The organism is Mycolicibacterium komossense (assembly GCF_025822605.1).
Classification (GTDB): domain Bacteria; phylum Actinomycetota; class Actinomycetes; order Mycobacteriales; family Mycobacteriaceae; genus Mycobacterium; species Mycobacterium komossense.
The window spans coordinates 167357-185165 of record NZ_JACKTY010000047.1; the positions used below are offsets into that span (position 1 = coordinate 167357).

The 17809-nt window shown below is 66.7% G+C and carries 18 protein-coding genes; 9 read left to right on the forward strand and 9 right to left on the reverse strand.

The window, feature by feature from the left end; all coding sequences use genetic code 11:
- Positions 1 to 7: 7 nt before the first annotated feature.
- The 3 genes from H7J73_RS28325 to H7J73_RS28335 all read right to left on the reverse strand — a co-directional run bounded on the left by H7J73_RS28325 (position 8) and on the right by H7J73_RS28335 (position 3057).
- A complete protein-coding gene (locus tag H7J73_RS28325; protein ID WP_264071132.1) occupies positions 8 to 916 on the reverse strand; it encodes a carbohydrate ABC transporter permease in 909 nt (302 codons plus the stop codon).
- Positions 913 to 2274: an ABC transporter substrate-binding protein gene (locus tag H7J73_RS28330; RefSeq protein ID WP_264071208.1), complete on the reverse strand. Its 1362-nt coding sequence runs from the start codon at positions 2272 to 2274 to the stop codon at positions 913 to 915. The genes H7J73_RS28325 and H7J73_RS28330 overlap by 4 nt, the downstream gene beginning before the upstream one ends.
- 255 nt (positions 2275 to 2529) lie before the next feature.
- The gene (locus tag H7J73_RS28335; RefSeq protein WP_264071133.1) at positions 2530 to 3057 is read right to left on the reverse strand and encodes a YflT domain-containing protein; all 528 of its coding nucleotides are present in this window, start codon (positions 3055 to 3057) and stop codon (positions 2530 to 2532) included.
- 150 nt (positions 3058 to 3207) lie between these two features.
- Here H7J73_RS28335 and H7J73_RS28340 point away from each other — a divergent pair, with 150 nt between their 5' ends.
- Together H7J73_RS28340 and H7J73_RS28345 are read left to right on the forward strand one after the other, a co-directional pair.
- Positions 3208 to 3705: a DUF4190 domain-containing protein gene (locus H7J73_RS28340; protein WP_264071134.1), complete on the forward strand. Its 498-nt coding sequence runs from the start codon at positions 3208 to 3210 to the stop codon at positions 3703 to 3705.
- A 14-nt stretch (positions 3706 to 3719) separates the two neighbouring features.
- The gene (locus tag H7J73_RS28345; protein ID WP_264071135.1) at positions 3720 to 4205 is read left to right on the forward strand and encodes a DUF4190 domain-containing protein; all 486 of its coding nucleotides are present in this window, start codon (positions 3720 to 3722) and stop codon (positions 4203 to 4205) included.
- A 6-nt stretch (positions 4206 to 4211) separates the two neighbouring features.
- Here the strand turns inward: H7J73_RS28345 and H7J73_RS28350 are convergent, their stop codons facing one another.
- Complete coding sequence (locus H7J73_RS28350) at positions 4212 to 5168, reverse strand: HpcH/HpaI aldolase/citrate lyase family protein (protein WP_264071137.1); 957 nt, start codon at positions 5166 to 5168, stop codon at positions 4212 to 4214.
- A 24-nt stretch (positions 5169 to 5192) separates the two neighbouring features.
- On the opposite strand from H7J73_RS28350, the gene H7J73_RS28355 reads away from it, so the two are divergent.
- From H7J73_RS28355 to H7J73_RS28370, 4 genes are all read left to right on the forward strand, one after another.
- Positions 5193 to 6488, forward strand: coding sequence for a magnesium transporter MgtE N-terminal domain-containing protein (locus H7J73_RS28355; protein ID WP_264071138.1), 1296 nt, complete (start codon positions 5193 to 5195; stop codon positions 6486 to 6488).
- Positions 6485 to 7063, forward strand: coding sequence for a DUF1003 domain-containing protein (locus H7J73_RS28360; RefSeq protein ID WP_264071139.1), 579 nt, complete (start codon positions 6485 to 6487; stop codon positions 7061 to 7063). Before H7J73_RS28355 ends, H7J73_RS28360 begins: the two co-directional genes overlap by 4 nt.
- 120 nt (positions 7064 to 7183) lie before the next feature.
- Entirely contained in the window at positions 7184 to 8530 is a 1347-nt protein-coding gene (locus H7J73_RS28365; RefSeq protein ID WP_435405593.1) for a lytic transglycosylase domain-containing protein, read from the forward strand.
- Positions 8531 to 8584: 54 nt separating this feature from the next.
- Positions 8585 to 9724, forward strand: a complete 1140-nt coding sequence (locus H7J73_RS28370) for an Mrp/NBP35 family ATP-binding protein (RefSeq protein ID WP_276031850.1) — start codon at positions 8585 to 8587, stop codon at positions 9722 to 9724.
- Between the two features lie 42 nt (positions 9725 to 9766).
- Here the strand turns inward: H7J73_RS28370 and tatB are convergent, their stop codons facing one another.
- The 4 genes from tatB to sigE all read right to left on the reverse strand — a co-directional run bounded on the left by tatB (position 9767) and on the right by sigE (position 12971).
- Positions 9767 to 10210: a Sec-independent protein translocase protein TatB gene (gene tatB / locus H7J73_RS33760; protein ID WP_308207451.1), complete on the reverse strand. Its 444-nt coding sequence runs from the start codon at positions 10208 to 10210 to the stop codon at positions 9767 to 9769.
- Between the two features lies 1 nt (position 10211).
- Positions 10212 to 11720, reverse strand: a complete 1509-nt coding sequence (htrA, locus tag H7J73_RS28380; RefSeq protein ID WP_264071140.1) for a serine protease HtrA — start codon at positions 11718 to 11720, stop codon at positions 10212 to 10214.
- Positions 11721 to 11796: 76 nt separating this feature from the next.
- On the reverse strand, positions 11797 to 12198 hold the full coding sequence (rseA, locus tag H7J73_RS28385; RefSeq protein WP_264071141.1) for an anti-sigma E factor RseA: 402 nt from the start codon (positions 12196 to 12198) through the stop codon (positions 11797 to 11799).
- A 131-nt stretch (positions 12199 to 12329) separates the two neighbouring features.
- Positions 12330 to 12971 carry an RNA polymerase sigma factor SigE gene (gene sigE / locus H7J73_RS28390; RefSeq protein ID WP_435405595.1) on the reverse strand — a complete coding sequence of 214 codons (642 nt, stop codon included), beginning with the start codon at positions 12969 to 12971 and terminating at the stop codon, positions 12330 to 12332.
- Between the two features lie 327 nt (positions 12972 to 13298).
- Between sigE and H7J73_RS28395 the strand changes: the two genes are divergently transcribed.
- Positions 13299 to 13964, forward strand: coding sequence for an O-methyltransferase (locus H7J73_RS28395; RefSeq protein WP_264071143.1), 666 nt, complete (start codon positions 13299 to 13301; stop codon positions 13962 to 13964).
- 43 nt (positions 13965 to 14007) lie between these two features.
- Entirely contained in the window at positions 14008 to 15054 is a 1047-nt protein-coding gene (locus H7J73_RS28400) for a class I SAM-dependent methyltransferase (RefSeq protein WP_264071144.1), read from the forward strand.
- A gap of 58 nt (positions 15055 to 15112) precedes the next feature.
- On the opposite strand, the gene H7J73_RS28405 is transcribed toward H7J73_RS28400, so the two are convergent.
- Positions 15113 to 16666 carry a hypothetical protein gene (locus tag H7J73_RS28405; RefSeq protein ID WP_264071145.1) on the reverse strand — a complete coding sequence of 518 codons (1554 nt, stop codon included), beginning with the start codon at positions 16664 to 16666 and terminating at the stop codon, positions 15113 to 15115.
- Between the two features lie 479 nt (positions 16667 to 17145).
- Between H7J73_RS28405 and H7J73_RS28410 the strand changes: the two genes are divergently transcribed.
- Entirely contained in the window at positions 17146 to 17808 is a 663-nt protein-coding gene (locus H7J73_RS28410; RefSeq protein WP_264071146.1) for a TetR/AcrR family transcriptional regulator, read from the forward strand.
- The last annotated feature ends 1 nt before the right edge of the window (position 17809 follow it).

Here is a 17809-nt window from a genome sequence, read left to right on the forward strand (position 1 = left end):
GACATTGCTATCGCACCTCGTTATCAGAGCCGGGGGCCGCCGCACCGAACAGTTTGACGAAGATGAAGGCGATGATCGCCACGCACAGGAAGACCAGGACGCTGATCGCCGAGCCAAGGCCGATGCTGAATCCCTTGAACAGGTTGTCGTAGCCCAGGATCGACACCGATGCGGTGTTGTTCGATCCACCGGTGAGCACGTAGATGTTGTCGAAGATCCGGAACGCGTCGAGCGTGCGGAACAGCAGCGCCACCAGGATCGCCGGCTTGATCAGCGGCAGGATGATCTTCGTCAACCGACGCCACGCGCCCGCGCCGTCGACCTCCGCCGCCTTGAGCAGATCGTCGGGCACCAGCGCCAGACCGGCCAACAACAGCAGCGCCATGAACGGCGTCGTCTTCCACACCTCGGCCAGTACGACGACGGCCAGTGACGGAATCTGTTGGGTCAGTGGCGCGGTGCCCTCCGGCAGGAGGTTGGCCAGATATCCCGTTCCCGGCGTCCACGCGTAATACCAGCTGTAGGAGGCAGCGACGGTGACGATGCCGTACGGGATCAACACGGCGGTGCGGACCAGGCCCTTGCCGAAGATGGTCCTGTGCATGACCAACGCCAGCGCCATGCCGAGGACGAACTCGATGGCCACGGAGACGATCGTGATAGCCACTGTCACAACGAAAGCGGTCCACCAGTACCGATCGCTCAGCACGGTGATGTAGTTGTCGAGCCCGACGAAGGCGCTGTCGTCCGGGGTGGCCAGGTTGTAACGCTGCAGGCTCAGCCACACCGCGTACCCGATCGGATATGCGGTGACGGCGAGCATCAGGAACACCGCGGGGGCGATGAGCCAGAACGCCAGACGGCGCTCGGATTTGCGATCGTCGGTACGCGACGGCGCAGCGGCCGGAGCGGTCACGGGATCAGCCCCTTCCCGTCGATGGCCTTCTGTACTTGCACGGCGAGCTCGTCGGCCGTCCTCTCGGGGTCGATACCGCTGACGGGCGCCAGGATCGCCGACATCCGGGTCGAGACCGATTGGTATAACGGCGTCGCCGGCCGCACTGCGGCATTGGTCAGCTGTTCGCGGATGATGTCGTACTGCGGGTACTTCGCCTGGAACTGCGGATCGGAGTACAGCGATGTGCGCACCGCGGGCAGACCGCCCTCGATCGAGGTGTACTTCTGGTTCTCCAGATTACGCAGGCACCGGACCGCCTCGAAGGCCTCTGCCTTGTGCTGCGAAGTCTTGGCGACAGCCAGGTTCAGGCCGCCGAGCGTGACCTTCGCCGGCTCACCTTCGCGCACCGCCGGGTAGTGCGCGAATCCGAAGACCTTCTTGCTGGCTTCGTAGGCGGTGTTGAACTGGTTGTCATCGGGTGAGAATGTGCCCGCGTCGTTGATCGAGCTCTTCAGCTCCTCGACCTCGTTGAGCGGCAGGAACGACACCCCGCCCTTCACGGCGTTCTCCAGCATCGACGGCAACACGAACGGCCAGTTGACTTCAAGGGCGGCCTTGCCCTGTTCGAGCGCCAACCGGGCGGTGCCCTCATCGGTCTGGGTGATCGACGGATCGGCACCAGGCGCGGTGGCGACCGCTTTCATGATCGACAACGCTTCGACCGTGGCCGCCCGGTGTTCCGGGGTGTCGGTCAGCGTGACGGACTTGCCGTCGGCGGACAGCACCTGCCCGCCTGCACTTTCCAGCAACGTGTTGAACCAGACCACCAGGCCCTCGTACTGCTTAGCCTGCAGCGCAATCCAACTGGGCTTGCCCTCGGCGTGCAGGCGCGTCGCCTCGGCCACCATCGCATCCCAGGTGGCCGGCGGCTCGTCCATCAAATCTGCCCGATACCAAAGCAATTGCGTGTTCGTGGTGATGGGGGCCGCATAGAGCTTGTCCTGCCACTTGGCCGTTTCTAGCGGGCCAGGCAGCGTATTGGAGGTGGCGTCGGACTCCGCCTGACCCTCCGGGTCATCCGAAAGCGGCACCGCCCAGCCAGCTTCGGCGAACTCCGCGGTCCACACCACGTCGAGCGCCATCACGTCGAGAGTGCGGTCGTTACCGGTCAGCCGGCGAGCGAGCTGAAGGCGTTGGTCGTCAGCGCCCTTGGGCAGGCTGATCTGCTGGATGGTGAACTTGCCGCCCAGTTGTTCGTTGCAGCGCTTGGCGACCGCGGTGAAGGTCGCTGTCTCACTTGCCGGGGTGTAGTAGCTGATGACAAGGCCACCGCTGCTCGCACCGCACGCGGACACCAGGGAGACGGCCGACAGCATCGCCAGCGCGGCAGCCCCCAATCGCCTGGCCCCCGCGCCTCGGCCTCGCCGTGGTGCGCTTGGTGCGACCAACGCTCGATCACCGCCCTCTGGCTCTCCTGACGGGTTTGTCCCGCGCGTGCACCGTAGAGCTATTCGAGCGTGAGATGCAACACTATCGACCGCGCGTCGCCGACTGACCGGGCCGGGCGAACCAGAGCGACTGGCACCAGCGATGACGAGGAGTGGCGCATGTCAGCGCAATCCTGACCTGCGTCAGAGGGTCAAGCGCGCCAACATGTCCCGAGCTTTTTCGGCACCCTGCGGATCGCAGAGCACGTCGTATCGACCGGCCACCAACTGCATCGTCGAGCTGAAATCCCTTGTGCCACGCGCCATCGCGTACGGAACAGCTGAGGTGATCAGACCGAAGAACACGCCGGCGATCAGGCCGGTCAGCAATGCCGACCACGGGTTGGGGCTGAAAAAGCCGAGGACCAGGCCGATGAAGATGCCCAGCCAGGCACCGGTGAGCACACCGCCACCGATCACTTTGGGCCACGACAGCCGGCCCGTGACGCGTTCCACCTGCATCAGGTCGACGCCGACGATCGTCACCTGCTCGACGGGAAACTCTTGATCGGACAGGTAGTCGACCGCCCGCTGCGCCTCCGCGTAAGTCGGATAGGACCCGATCGGCCACCCCTTGGGAGGCGTCGGCAGCGCAACGGGGCCGCGCCGGCCGGGTCGCGTCGCGCCGGGGGTCGGAGCGGGGGTCTGTCCTGGTTGGAAAGGACTGGTCATAGTTCGTCATTCTCCATTCTCTCCGCACCTTTCCGGGCTGTTCCGTGATGTTGGGAGCGCCTTCTACCCGCTCAACGACCAGTCAGGAAAATTGGTGCCCGTAGCTGCGGCTCCCACTCCTCCACCTGCGCATACGCTAGGTTGAAGAACATGATATTTCCCGGCGGCGACTCCGGTGAGACACCGCGCGACGAGCGCAGAAGCGATCAGTCGGACGATCCGCCGCGGGGCACCTACGAGGCACCCCCGATCGAGCACCTGCAGCAGCCCGCTCACGGGACACCGTCGGCGGCGCCGGGTCACGCCGGGCCTGGGTATCCGCCTCCTGGATTTCCGCCACCCACGTATCCCTATCCCCCGCCGCCGTACGCCGGTGGCTATCCCCCGCCGGGATACTCGGGCTACGCCGGATACGGTCCTCCCGGCGCGACCGGCACGAACACCATGGCAATCGGCTCGATGGTGGCCTCGGTCATCGGTCTGCTGTGCGGCATCGGGTCCATCGTCGGGATCGCGCTGGGCTTTGTCGCGCTGAGCCAGATCAAGCAGAGCCGGCAGCAGGGCTACGGCCTGGCGGTGGCGGGCATCGTCGTCGGTGTGGCTTCGCTGATCATCAGTCTCATCTGGATGATCTACGCGGTGCGCTGAGTCCGCCGAGCGCCATGCCCGAACCCGAGCCGGAACCGCCACAACGCGGAATCGAGTACCCGCCGCTGGAGAATGTGCCGCCCGGGGTGGATCCACATGCGCCGGTCGACTACCCCGAGCATCCGTACTACCCGTCGGGATATCCACCGGGCTATGCAGGTCTGCCCCCGCCGGTCTCTTCGGCCCCGTACACACCGGGCGGGTTCCATCCACCGCCCTACCCGGGCCAGTTCCCCGGCGGCTACGACCCGTATCGCCCCGTCGAACCGAGCGGCACCAACGGCAAGGCCATCGCGGCACTGGTCGTCGCCGTGATCGGACTGCCTGCCTGCCTGTGCTTCCTGCCGTCGATCATCGGCATCGTGCTGGGGCTGGTCGCCATGACGGAGACCAAACGAACTGGTCAGCCCGGCTACGGCCTGGCCCTGGCCGGAGTCATCGTCGGCGCGGCCAGCCTGCTGTTCGGGCTCGGCTTCATGCTGACCAGCAGCAGCGGCTGACGCCGATCAGCTCGGCGGGGTGAACGGCTCCGCCTGTCGCGTCATCCCTGCGGCCCTGCCCTTACCGGCTATCACCAACGCCATCTTGCGGCTGGCCTCGTCGATCATCTCGTCGCCGAGCATCACCGCGCCGCGCGCGCCGCCCGCGGCGGAGGTATGCCATTCGTACGCCTCCAGAATCAGCTCGGCATGGTCATAGTCCTGCTGACGTGGGCTATAGATCTCATTACCGGCCGAGATCTGGTCGGGATGGAGCACCCATTTCCCGTCGTAGCCGAGCGCCGCCGACCGTCCCGCCACCTTCCGGAAGGCGTCGGTGTCGCGGACCTTCAGGTAGGGGCCGTCGATGGCCGCAATGCCGTTGGCCCGCGCCGCAATCAGGATCTTCATCAACACATGGTGGTACGCGTCGCCGACGTCGTAACCCTGCGGCTGCTCCCCGACGACCAGTGTGCGCATGTTGAGACTGGCCATCAGGTCGGCAGGTCCCAGCACCAGCGCGTGCACCCGCGGATGCGCGGCGATGGCGTCGACCAGCGTCAGCCCCCTGGCGTCCTCGATCTGCGCGTCGATGCCGATGTGGCCGACCTCCAGCCCACCGGCGAGCTCCAACTGGGCCAGCAGCAGATCGAGCGCCTGCACATGCGCGATGTCGGTCACCTTGGGCAGCACCACGACATCGAGCTGGGCACCTGCGGCCGTCACCACATCGATCACGTCGGCGTGGGTCCACGGCGTGGTCCAGTCGTTGACCCGGACCCCGCGTAGCTGTCCTGCCCAACCCGGCTCGGCGAGCGCGGCGGCCACCGTCGCACGGGCATCGGTCTTGGCATCGGCCGCGACGGCGTCCTCCAGGTCGAGGAAGACCTCGTCGGCGGGAAGCGTCTTGGCTTTCTCGATCATCTTGGGGCTGCTACCAGGTACCGAAAGACAGGTTCGACGGGGTCGATAAGCGGAATTCACTGTTTCACTCCTACCCTTTGAGTCATGTCGTCGATCAACAGGGTGTACGCGGCTCGGCTCGCGGGTCTGGTGGTCCTGGGCCCCGACGGTGAATCGCTCGGCCGCGTGCGTGATGTCGTCGTGAGCATGAGCATCGTCCGTCAGCAGCCCAGGGTCTTGGGCCTGGTCGTCGAATTACTCACGCGCCGAAGAATTTTCGTGCCAATTCTGCGCGTCACCGCCATCGAACCGCACGCCGTGACGTTGATAACGGCCAATGTCTCACTGCGCCGCTTCGCCCAGCGCCCCGGTGAAGTCCTGGTGGTTGGGCAGGTGCTCGACACCCGTGTCCGGGTCAATGACCCCGAACTGCCGCAGCTCCAATCCGTGGATGTCGTCGTCACCGACCTGGGGATCGAACAGATCCGGTCGCGCGACTGGCTCGTCACACGGGTCGCGGTGCGCAGCCACCGTCGGCTCGGCCGGCGGACCAACGTGTACGTCATCGACTGGCAGAACGTCCAGGGACTGACGCCGTCGGCACTGGCGATGCCCGGCCAGGGCGTCGCTCAGCTGCTGCACCAGTTCGAGGAGCAGCGGGCCGTCGAGGTCGCCGACGCGATCCGCGAACTTCCACCCAAGCGCCGCAACGAGATCGTCAACGCACTCGACGACGAGCGCCTGGCCGACATCCTGCAGGAGTTACCCGAAGACGATCAGACCGACCTTTTGCTGCAGCTCGACACCGAGCGGGCCGCCGACGTGTTGGAGGCGATGGATCCCGACGACGCGGCCGACCTCCTGGGTGCGATGAACCCGACTCAAGCCGAGGCCTTGCTGGCCCGGATGGATCCCGAGGATTCCGATCCGGTCCGTCGACTGCTCAAACACTCCCCCGACACCGCCGGCGGTCTGATGACGTCCGAACCGGTGGTGCTGGCACCCGACACCACCGTCGCGGAAGCACTGGCCCGGGTTCGCGACCCCGACCTGACGCCTGCGTTGTCCTCGCTGGTGTTCGTCGCCCGCCCGCCCACGGCCACGCCCACCGGGCGCTATCTGGGCTGCGTCCATCTGCAGCGACTGCTCCGGGAACCGCCGTACTCGCTGGTCAGCGGCATCATCGACAAGGATCTGCCCAACCTCACCCCTGAGATGTCCCTTGCTGCGCTGACCCGCTATTTCGCTGCCTACAACCTGGTCTGCGGGCCGGTGGTCGACGAAGAGAGTCACTTGCTGGGCGCAGTGACCGTCGACGACGTCCTCGATCACTTACTCCCCCACGACTGGCGCGAACGTGAAGACGAACCCGAGCTACCCGTAGCCGAAGGGGCGACATGAGCGAGCCCACCACCCGCCAGCGCCTCGACACCCCCCGCAGCTCGCGGCGGCGCTTCACGATCAACATCGACCCGGAGGCCGCGGGCCGGGTCAGCGAGTCGTTCGCACGTTTCCTCGGGACCGGCCGGTACCTGCTGATCCAGACCGTTTTCGTCATCGTCTGGATTGCGGTGAATCTCGTCGCGATCTCGTGGCGGTTCGACCCCTACCCGTTCATCCTGCTCAACCTGGCGTTTTCCACACAGGCCGCCTACGCAGCGCCGTTGATCCTGTTGGCCCAGAACCGTCAGGAGAATCGGGACCGGGTCGCACTCGACGAAGACCGGCGCCGCGCCCAGCAGACCAAGGCCGATACCGAGTACCTGGCCCGCGAGCTCGCCGCGCTGCGGTTGGCGGTCGGCGAAGTGGCCACCCGCGACTACCTGCGACGTGAACTTGAGGAGTTGCGCGAATTGGTCGCGGCGCTGCAGCCGGAGAAGCCGTCCAAACCCTCAAAGTCGAAGCGGCACAAGGCGGAAAACAGCGAATCACCGGCTGAGCAGCCCGCCGGGGAGAGCATCGAAAACGTTTCCTGATCTGTACCGCGGCTACCGGGCCGACCATTGTTGCCACAGGGGTCACAAGAGTATGTATGGTGACTTCGTTCACATGGTCTCACCGGATTCCAACCGGCTCACATCGTCAAGGGCGGTCGCGTGCGCATAGGGAGAGGCTTGGGCGCCCACCCGGCCCTCGCGAGCGCACTGGGTTCTGCCCGCAGTCAGATGTCGAAGGCCGGCAGTCGGCCCGTCCTGGGTATTGCTGTGATCAGCCCGCTCATCCTCGCGGTCGCAGTGGGAGCGTCCGGTCCGACGGCGTCGGGGCTGGCCACCGCTGCACCGATTCGCGATGCCGACGTGACCCCGTTGGCGGCCGTCGCACCGGTGCCACCAGAGATGAACGGCCCGACGGTGGTCGCCATCCGCAGGACCCCGACTAACTTCCACATCGCTGCCGCGACGCAGGCGGCGCCCCCGCCCGCCGTCGTGGTGACCTCGCCCGGAGCCCTGCGGATCCCGGCGATGGCGCTGAGCGCCTACCGCAACGCGGAGGCGATGATGGCCCGCGCCGATCCGGCCTGCGGGATCAGTTGGAACCTGCTGGCCGGTATCGGGCGGATCGAATCGATGCACGCCAACGGCGGCGCGACCGATGCACGCGGCAACCCGATCCAGCCTATTTACGGCCCTGCGCTCGACGGCACCCTGCCGGGTAACGAGATCATCGTGGCGGGCAGCCAGGCCGGCCGGGTGAGCTATGCCAGGGCGATGGGCCCGATGCAGTTCCTGCCCGGCACCTGGTCGCGGTTCGCGTCCGACGGTGACGGTGACGGTAAGGCCGACCCGCAGAACCTGTACGACTCGTCGCTGGCCGCCGCCCGCTACCTGTGCAGCGGCAACCTGAACCTGCGGGACCCGTCACAGGTGATGACCGCGATCCTGCGCTACAACAACTCCGTCGCCTACGCCCGCAACGTGTTGGGCTGGGCCGGCGCGTACGCCACCGGCGTCGCACCCGTGGACCTGCCGCCGATCAACGGCCCGGTCCCAGCGATGGGCGACGCACACCTGGACAACCCCGAGGGTCTCGGCCCCGGGCTGCCTGCCAATGCGATCGGCCTGCCGGCCGGCGACCCGTTGTCGCAGTTCTCGATCTTCACCCTCGGCCAGTCCGATGTCGCGAACCAGCTGCCCGTGCCACCGGGGCCGGCTGCCGGAGCCACGCAGACGACCCCGCTGACCGCCCCGTGCGCCATTTTCTGCATCACATCGAATTCTGCTCCCGCCCAGCCGGGACCAGCCGACGCGGTGCCACCGGCCCCGTTCAATCCGTTGACGACGCCGCCGGCAGATGCCGCTCCACCCGCTCCTGGGGGACTCCCCGGTCTGCCGCCGCCCGCCGCGCCGCCCGCGCCGTTCAACCCCTTCGCACCGCCCCCGCCGCCCGCTCCCGAGCCCGCAGCGCCGCTGCCGCTGGGACCGGCACCCGGTCCGGCCGCCTGACCTCCGCCCCAGCTCGTCCCTCGCTGCATCGTCGCTGGCCTAGACTCGGCCGTGATGAGCGACAAAGAACTTCAGTCGGCAGTGCGCGCCGCGCTGACCAAGGTGATCGACCCCGAACTGCGCAAACCGATCACCGAACTCAACATGGTCGAATCCATCGACGTCGGTCCCGGCGCCGAGATCCACATCTCGATCCTGCTGACCACAGCCGGCTGCCCGAAGAAGACCGAGATCACCGAACTCGTCGCCAAGGCTGCCACCGACGTGCCGGGTACCGGCGCCGTCAAGGTGTCCCTCGGCGTGATGAACGACGAGCAGCGCACCGAACTACGCAAACAGCTGCGTGGCGATGCCGCCGAACCGGTCATCCCGTTCGCCCAGCCAGGCTCGCTGACCAGGGTGTATGCCGTCGCCTCCGGTAAAGGCGGGGTCGGCAAATCGAGCGTCACGGTCAACCTGGCCGCCGCCATGGCCGCGCGCGGCCTCTCGGTCGGCCTGCTGGACGCCGACATCTACGGCCACAGCGTGCCGCGGATGATGGGTACCGACGAACGGCCCACCCAAGTCGAGTCGATGATCCTGCCACCCATCGCCCACGACGTGAAGGTCATCTCGATCGCCCAGTTCACCCAGGGGAACACCCCGGTCGTGTGGCGCGGGCCGATGCTGCACCGCGCGCTGCAGCAGTTCCTCGCCGACGTGTACTGGGGTGATCTGGACATCCTGCTGCTGGACCTGCCACCCGGTACCGGCGATGTGGCCATCTCCATCGCCCAGCTGGTGCCCAGCGCGGAGATCCTGGTGGTGACGACACCGCAGCTGGCCGCCGCCGAAGTGGCCGAGCGCGCGGGCGCGATCGCGTTGCAGACCCGTCAGCGGGTCGCCGGCGTGGTGGAGAACATGGCCGGACTGGTGCTGCCCGACGGGTCCACCATGCAGATATTCGGTGAAGGCGGCGGTCAACGGGTCGCGGAGTCGTTGTCGCGGGTGGTGGGCGCCGACGTGCCGCTGCTCGGCCAGGTACCTCTGGACCCGGCGCTGGTCGCGGCCGGCGATTCCGGGGTGCCACTGGTGCTCAGCGCGCCGGATTCCGCGGCGGGCAAGGAGCTGCAGAAAATCGCCGACAGTCTGTCCTCGCGGCGACGCGGCCTGGCCGGAATGTCGCTGGGATTGGACACTGCCAGGCGAGGTTAGTCAGTTCGGCGACGGCGGGTTTGGCTGAGCAGGACTACCGGACTAGGTGGCGTCGCTGTCGAACGGGGTGGGACGATCGCCAGGCGGCTGCGAGGTCTCGGCGGGCGGGGCGGCCGGAGAGCGTAGTGCGGCCGACGGAGGCACCACGATGTCGGCGGGCTTCTCCGCCGCGTTGTCGACCGCTTTGGTCCCGTCGAAGTTCCCGGTGAGGAACGAATCATCGCCGTCGAGAAGGTGTTTCGTGATCGCGGCGCGCGGCGTCATTCCGCGCAACTTCTGCAGCTCGCTCAACGGCTGCCGTAGATCCTCGAACTCCGGACCGAGATCATCTCTTAGCTGGCTGGTGGCCCCACTGATGTAGTCGCGGGCCTGTTTGACGGTGTTGGCGGTCCAGCGGATCGCTCCGGGCAGTCGTTCGGGGCCGAGCACAACCAGGCCGATGATGACCAACACCAGCATCTCGCCCCAGCCGAGGTTGGCGAACACCTCAGCTGTCCGGCGTCGGGGTCACCATCAACGTCACGTGCCGGCCGTCGCGGACGACCTCGATCGGCGATGCCTGACCGATGGGCAACTGACGCACCGCCACAGTCATCTCGTCGGCATCGGCGACCGTGCGGTTGCCGACCTTGACCACGACGTCGTTCTCCAGCAGCCCGGCCTTGTCGGCGGGACCGCCGGCTTTGACGTTGGCCACCTGGGCCCCGGACGCCAGATCGTTGCTGACCGAGCGCGCGCTGAGGCCCAGCGTCGGGTGCTGAATCTTGCCGTCCTTGATCAAAGCCTGCGCGACCTGCTTGACCTCGTTGACGGGGATGGCGAAGCCCAAGCCGCTGGCACTGTCCGACAGCGACTTGCCCGCGGTGTTGATGCCGATGACATGGGCGTCCATATCGATGAGCGGTCCACCGGAGTTGCCGTGGTTGATCGACGCGTCGGTCTGGATACCGTCGATCACGGTGTCGGTGTCCGAACCGTCCCCGGAAAGCGGGATCGGGCGGTGCAGTGCGCTGACGATGCCGTGCGTGACGGTGCTGCGCAGGCCGAGCGGGGAGCCCGCGGCGATGACCTCTTCGCCGACCTGCACCTTGTCTGAGTCACCGAGCTGCGCCACCGTCAGGTTGTCGACATTGTCGACCTTGAGCACCGCGAGATCGGTCTTCGGATCGCGCCCGACCAGGTTGGCCGGCGCCTCCTTGCCGTCGTTGAACACGACGGTCATCTTGTACTGGCTGGGGTTGGTCGCCGCCTCGGAGATGACGTGATTGTTGGTCACGATGTACCCGCGGCCGTCGATGACGACGCCTGAGCCCTGCGAACCTTCCTGATCGCTGACCGCTTCGATGGTCACCACCGAGTTGGCGACCGACGAGGCGACCTGCGCGAACCGCCCGGTGGGCATATCGCCGGAGTCGTGGGTGGACAGCGTGACCTTGGACGTGGTGAACGCCTCGACGACTTCGGCCGTCTTGCGGCCCACCCAGCCACCGGCCAGGCCGATGACGAGCGCGACCACTCCGAGGATCGCCAGAGCGGTGTAGGACACCTTCCCGCCGAAGAGGACATCACGCACGCCGAGCTTGCCGCTGGGGCCGCTGACGACCTCCGGGGCGGCTTCGCTGACCGCCGGGGTACCCAGCGCGGCGGGCGCCGACGGATCACGCCACGGATCGTCAGGCTCGTCGAGGCCCTTGTCACGTTCGGCGTCGAGGGCGCCGGCGTCCACGGGGTGACGCTGCAGCGACTCACCACCTAGGTAGGGCCGGCCGAAGGCCTCTTCCAGAACAGGGTCCGGCGGCTGATCGCGGGGCTCGTACTGGTCGCCGTCCTTGAACTTCTTCGACCTGAGGTCCTCGGCGACAAAGGAACCGTCGACACCCTGCGGCCGCCCGAACGTGCGGCGGGACGCGTCGTCTACCGGTGGTCGTGAGACGGGACGGGGCGCCAGACGAGGGCCAGCCGACCCCGGGGCGGAGTTGTCCTGATTGGAACTCAAATCATCCTCTTCTGCAGCGAGGGCTCTACTTAGCGCAAGCGCCGCTACCCGTGGGCCGGGTCCGGCACGCTCCACCCTACCGGCGACGACGCCGACTACGGTCCGCGTCGTCAGCTAACTCGCCGGTCAGCGGACCCACAGCATCGTCAGGTGGCGTCACAGGGGCATGCGGAATCTGCGACAGCATCCCGAGCAGCGTGCTGGGGATGTTGACCGGACAGGAGTCGCGCAATGCGGAGCGCGCTTGCCGCTGGGCGTCCACCTCGGCGCCACACTGCCCGCACAACGACAGATGGTGCGCGGCGCGCAAGTGCGCGTTCATCCGCAGCTCGCCGTCCACAAACGCGGCGATGGCTTCGGTGGAAAGATGCTCGGTGGAGCCGAAACGCCTGGCCCCGACGGGTGCGTCGCTCTGCGATGCGAACTGAGCGGGAAGCCAGGAGAACGCCCGACGGAACACATGTCCCCGGTCGAACATCACCGGCCCCCTTCCTGCCCAGTCCTGGGCCTGTCCACAGGCGCCCGAAGGTTTCTTACGATTTATTAACGACGCCTCTTCGAATGTAGCGCGCGAACGGCCGTAAGACACCGCAAGACAGGGGTTGTCGGTCAAGCTGAATTGGCGGCGATGCCAGAATCCTGTGGATGTGCTGCCAGATAGTCGCGAAGCGCCTGGCGGCCGCGGTGGATCCGGCTGCGGACAGTACCCAGCTTCACCCCCAGCGTCGCGCCGATCTCCTCGTAGGACAAACCTTCGATATCGCACAGGACGACCGCGGCGCGGAACTCCGGCGGGAGTGAGTCCAGAGCGGCCTGCAGATCAGGTCCGAGCCTCGAGTCGTGATAGATCTGCTCGGGGTTCGGCTCATCGGCGGGCACCCTGTCGTAGTCCTCGGGCAGCGCTTCCATCCGGATACGGCTGCGACGCCGGACCATGTCGAGAAAGAGGTTGGTGGTGATGCGGTGCAGCCAGCCCTCGAACGTGCCCGGCTGGTAGTTCTGCACGGACCGGAACACACGGATGAACGTCTCCTGCGTGAGGTCTTCGGCGTCGTGCTGATTGCCGGAGAGGCGGTACGCCAGCCGGTACACCCGGTCCGCGTGCTGGCGGACCAGCTCGTCCCATGACGGCATCGATGAGACATCGCCCGTCGCGTCGAAAACCGCAGTTCCCTGCAGCTCGTCCGACGGCTCCACCCATCCCGACTCATCGTGCTGTTCGAGAGTGGGCATCTTGGCGCGGGCCAGCATTGTGTTGGTCGTCAGACCCTCCTGGTCAGGACTGCCGAATCGGGCCGGCAGGTCATTGTCCCGCACAACATGGAGATCCTCTGGGCTATTCCCGTTCCGAAAACCTCCACGTTCCATGCGCCATACCGTCCCCTAATGGCGTGTGGCGCGCATATGAGCAAACTTAACTTTCCCTGAGAAAGGCTTGCACAGGGCCCTTACGCTGGGGAGATAGGAAACATCACAAATCGGTGACGGCGACCCGATCGGCGTGTCGCCGAGGCCGGGCGCGGCCGGTTGCGGGCGCGCCTGCTCAACGCCTCCTGCGCTTGCCTCTACGCTGCGGGAATGGCCTCTGCAGATGAATCACCCGGCCACAGCCGGGCCAGTCTGGCCGAATCGCTGGTGGCGCACGCCGAGGGCTCGATCTCCGAGGATTCCGTGCTTGCCGCAGCCCGCGAGCGTGCCGACGATATCGGAGCCGGGGCCGTCACCCCTGCCGTCGGGGCGCTGTTGTCGATGCTGGCCAGGCTCAGCGGCGGCAAAGCTGTCGTGGAGGTCGGGACAGGTGCCGGCGTCAGCGGCCTGTGGCTGCTGTCGGGGATGCGCGAGGACGGGGTCCTGACGACCATCGATATCGAGCCCGAGCACCAGCGGATCGCCAAGCAGGGGTTCGTGCAGGGTGGCATCGGGCCGTCGCGCACCCGGTTGATCAGCGGCCGGGCCCAGGAAGTCCTCACCCGACTCGCCGACGAGTCCTACGACCTGGTGTTCATCGACGCCGAGCCCGCTGATCAGCCCGATTTCGTCATCGAAGGCATTCGCCTGCTGCGCCCCGGTGGCGTCATCGTGGTCCACCGCGCGGCGCTGGGCGGCCGCGCCGGTGACCCCGCCGCACAGGACGCCGAGGTGGCCGCGGTCCGCGAGGCCGCCCGGCTCATCGCGGAGGACGAACGCTTCTCACCGGTACTCGTGCCACTCGGGGACGGCATCCTCGCCGCGGCCCGGGACTGACCCGCGGTGGCGCCCACACGCGGAGTCGGGTAGCAAAGTAGCGATGAGCAACAGGCACCAAGGTTCCTCCCCGCTTCGCGAGTCGATGACGCGGCGGCTGTACCGGCGTACCGGCGCCTCGGGCCGAATCGAATTCCCCGCGATTCCCGGCATGATCGACGATTACGTAACCATCTGCGGCAGCGTCTTCGCCGATGTCGGGCGGGAGTTCACCGCTGACGAGCTCAGCCACCTACGTTCGGTGCTGCAGCAGCAGTTGTCCGCCGCTTATGCCAGTTCACCCCGGTCGACGATCGTCGTCACCTACAACGCACCGCCCGCCTCGATACTGAACTACGAGGTCAACTTCGAATGGCTGACGCTTGAGCAGGCCTACGAGAACTGGGTCAGCACCCGCGAACCACCGCTGTTCGGCACCGAACCGGATGCACGGGTGGTTGCGGCGGCAGCAGAAGCCGATGACGCGACAGTTCACCCCGTCCTCGACATCGGAGCCGGGACCGGCCGTAACGCGCTGGCGCTGGCGCGCCGCGGACATCCGGTGGACGCCGTAGAGCTGACACCGAAGTTCGCTGAGACGATCGCGTCGGACGCCGGCCGGGAGTCCCTCGCCGTGCGCGTGATCTCTGGTGATGTATTCGCCTCGACGCAGGAGCTACGCCGCGACTACGGGCTGATCCTGCTGTCCGAGGTGATCTCCGACTTCCGGACGACGCAGCAGCTGCGCCAGGTGTTCGAGCTGGCCGCGGCCTGCCTCGCGCCGGGCGGCCAGTTGGTGTTCAACGCCTTTATAGCCAAACCTGGATACCAACCTGACGCTGCGGCGCGCGAACTCGGTCAGCAGTTCTACACAAGCATCTTCACGGAAGATGAAATGTCCATCGCAGCACTGGACTTACCCCTGCGGCTGGAGAGCGACGACTCGGTGTACGACTACGAGAAGACGCACCTGCCGCAGGGAGCGTGGCCGCAGACGAGTTGGTACGAACAATGGGTCAGCGGGCAGGACGTTTTCGACGTGCCGCGCGATCAGTCACCGATCGAGCTGCGCTGGCGCGCCTACCGCAAGTGGGGCGTCCCGGCGATCTGAGCGCGAAAGCATGTGTGGGGCGCCGGCCGAGCCGGCGCCCCACACATGTGACTAACTGCTATCCGGCGTTACCGCCGGCGCTGCCGTTGCTTCCATTGGCACCGTGAGCACCGGCTGAACCGTCAGCGCCCTTGCTGCCGGAGCTGTTGGTGACGCCGCCGCTGCCCGTTCCGCCGGCCCCGCCCTTACCGGCGTTTCCGCCATTGGCGCCGGAGCCGCCGATGCCACCCTTGCCTGCGGTGCCACCGGTTCCGGAGGAGCCGAAGATCCCGCCGCCACCTGCAGCGCCGGCCGCACCGCCGTTCGCGCCGTTGCCGCCGCTACCGCCCTTGCCGCCGTTCCCACCGCTACCGCCGTTGCCACCGGCAGAGCTGGGGCCGGCGACGCTCACCGCGTTGCCACCGGCGCCGCCATCGGCACCGTTGCCACCGGTACCTGTGCTCGTACCGCCGTTACCGCCGGCACCGCCACTGCCGCCGTTACCGCCGGCACCCAAGATGCCGCCCGATCCACCGGCACCACCGGCGCCACCTGTGGTCCCGTTCCCGGCCGATGCGCCGTCGCCGCCGTTACCGCCGTTACCACCGGTCGCCCCCACTGCCGGGACTAGCGGGGCACCGACGCCGGCACCACCCTCACCACCGGCGCCACCGTTGGCGCCGGTCGCACCGTTACCGCCGTTGCCACCATTGCCGGCCGGGACGACCGTCACCTGAGGCGTGCCGATCGCGCCGGCGCCACCGACGCCGAGCGTGCCGCCGGTGCCGTTGCCGCCGTTCGGACTCACAACAGGCACGCCCGGGATACCGGGAACACCGACGATCGGGTTGGACGCGTCGGCGCCGTCGACGCCAGCGCCGCCGGCCCCGCCGTTGCCGCCCGTGCCGAACAGCCCGAAGATGCCCGCGTTACCGCCTGCACCGCCATTGCCACCGGCGGTGCGCTCGCCAACGGCGCCCAGCAGCGTCACATTGTTTCCGGCCGCACCCACGCCACCGTTGCCACCACTGCCGAAGATCGAGAAGATGCCGGCGTCGCCGCCTCGACCGCCGCTGCCGCTGGGCGTGGCCCCCAGCAGACTGAGTGCGCCATTACCGCCATTGCCGCCACTGCCGTAGAACAGTCCACCGCTGCCGCCGTTGCCACCGTCGGTGCCATCGGGGAGGACGCTGGTATAGCCGTTACCGCCGTAGCCCGCGAAGATACCGGCGTTGTATCCGTCGGGGTGCAGCGCATTGCCGTCCGCACCGTTACCGACGAAGAAATTCAGGACCGGGATGGTGCCCGCGACCGCAAGAAGGCTGTAGAAGGGGTCGTTGGCGGGTGCGATGTTCGGGGCGAGCGCTGCCGCCAGCACGGTGGGAGTCGGCGCCGCCGTGCTGGGACCGAACAGGGAGTTGTTGTTCCCCAGGAACCAAAGGTCACTGGTGTTCGCCGGTGCCGACGGGGTGGAGATCGCAGGCGCGGCAGAAGCCGTACCTGAGGAAAGTAATAGCGCCGCCGGAGCCGCGAGCATGATGCCCGCCCCTGCTACGGCGATTCCTGCTGCGGCAAACGGTCCGGACTTCTTCGCTCCGGTGCGACCGTTGCCTTTTTTGGCGTGCTTGGACATATAGGTGTTTTCCCTCCGAGTCGTGGCCTGAAGGCCGGTCAGCCCCCGAAGACCGGCCCTTGGCAACGTAACACCGGAGCAACGTCCCCGGGACGTTAATTACCGACTTTTTCATTTGCAATTCAGCTCGAGTCGGTTAGCTGCCTTCACTCACCATGATCAGAAGCTGAGAAAACACCCCGCCGCCCTCAGGATTGTCCAGGAGCTGACTAGCCGGATAATAGTGGTCTGAACTGGATATATACCTCTCATACGCGATTACTCGGCTCGCGATCTGGCGGGATGTCGGCACCGAGTCTCAGCTTCCCTTCAGGGGCGAGAACATCGCTGAGGATTCGGCGCATCGTTGCTAGCGACACGCTCGACGTGTTGACGTATTCGTTAATTTGCTAGAAGTGCACGCTTGTGCAGCAAATGACTTTTGAAGTGGCGAAAATAGACCTTGACGAGACACTGAACGTGCGTTTAATCTACAAAACATGCGTTCAGCCGACAGGCGCCCGGAAGAAAGAACAGCAACCGCCCGAATCCGCGACGCGGCGATCGAGCAGGTCGGGTTACACGGATTCGGGATCGGTCTGCGGGCCATCGCCGAAGCTGCCGGAGTGAGCGCTGCGCTGGTGATTCACCACTTCGGCTCCAAGGACGCCCTACTTCAGGCCTGCGATGACTACATCGCCGAGAAGATTCGCAGCGAGAAGTCCCAAGCCATCCAATCCCACGACCCGGCCAGCTGGCTGGCACAGGTCGCCGAGATCGAATCCTTCGCACCGATGATGGCCTACCTGGTCCGCAGTATGCAGTCCGGTGGCGGTCTCGCGAAAACGTTGTGGCGCAAGATGATCGACAACGTCGAAGGGTATCTCCAGGAGGGTGTGCGGGCCGGTACGGTCAAGCCGAGCCGCGACCCCAAGGCCAGAGCGAAATTCCTGGCCCTCGTCGGCGGCGGCAGTTTCCTGCTCTACCTGCAGATGCACGACACCCCGACCGATGTGCGCGCCGTGCTGCGCGACTACGGCAACGACATGGTGCTACCGGCGTTGGAGGTCTACACCAACGGCCTGCTGACCGACCCCACGATGTATGACGCCTTCGTGGCGCACGAAGAGGCGCGAAAAACCCAGGGAGACAACGATGAGTGAG

Excerpts from the sequence above, each read along its gene's own strand:
- H7J73_RS28340 (WP_264071134.1), top strand. The coding sequence starts at position 3,208 with ATGATATTTCCCGGCGGCGACTCCGGTGAGACACCGCGCGACGAGCGC.
- H7J73_RS28405 (WP_264071145.1), bottom strand. The coding sequence starts at position 16,666 with ATGTCCAAGCACGCCAAAAAAGGCAACGGTCGCACCGGAGCGAAGAAG.
- H7J73_RS28355 (WP_264071138.1), top strand. The coding sequence starts at position 5,193 with ATGTCGTCGATCAACAGGGTGTACGCGGCTCGGCTCGCGGGTCTGGTG.
- rseA (WP_264071141.1), bottom strand. The coding sequence starts at position 12,198 with ATGTTCGACCGGGGACATGTGTTCCGTCGGGCGTTCTCCTGGCTTCCC.
- H7J73_RS28335 (WP_264071133.1), bottom strand. The coding sequence starts at position 3,057 with ATGACCAGTCCTTTCCAACCAGGACAGACCCCCGCTCCGACCCCCGGC.
- H7J73_RS28395 (WP_264071143.1), top strand. The coding sequence starts at position 13,299 with ATGGCCTCTGCAGATGAATCACCCGGCCACAGCCGGGCCAGTCTGGCC.
- H7J73_RS28410 (WP_264071146.1), top strand. The coding sequence starts at position 17,146 with ATGCGTTCAGCCGACAGGCGCCCGGAAGAAAGAACAGCAACCGCCCGA.
- H7J73_RS28345 (WP_264071135.1), top strand. The coding sequence starts at position 3,720 with ATGCCCGAACCCGAGCCGGAACCGCCACAACGCGGAATCGAGTACCCG.
- H7J73_RS28360 (WP_264071139.1), top strand. The coding sequence starts at position 6,485 with ATGAGCGAGCCCACCACCCGCCAGCGCCTCGACACCCCCCGCAGCTCG.
- sigE (WP_435405595.1), bottom strand. The coding sequence starts at position 12,971 with ATGCTGGCCCGCGCCAAGATGCCCACTCTCGAACAGCACGATGAGTCG.
- H7J73_RS28400 (WP_264071144.1), top strand. The coding sequence starts at position 14,008 with ATGAGCAACAGGCACCAAGGTTCCTCCCCGCTTCGCGAGTCGATGACG.
- H7J73_RS28330 (WP_264071208.1), bottom strand. The coding sequence starts at position 2,274 with ATGCTGTCGGCCGTCTCCCTGGTGTCCGCGTGCGGTGCGAGCAGCGGT.
- H7J73_RS28370 (WP_276031850.1), top strand. The coding sequence starts at position 8,585 with ATGAGCGACAAAGAACTTCAGTCGGCAGTGCGCGCCGCGCTGACCAAG.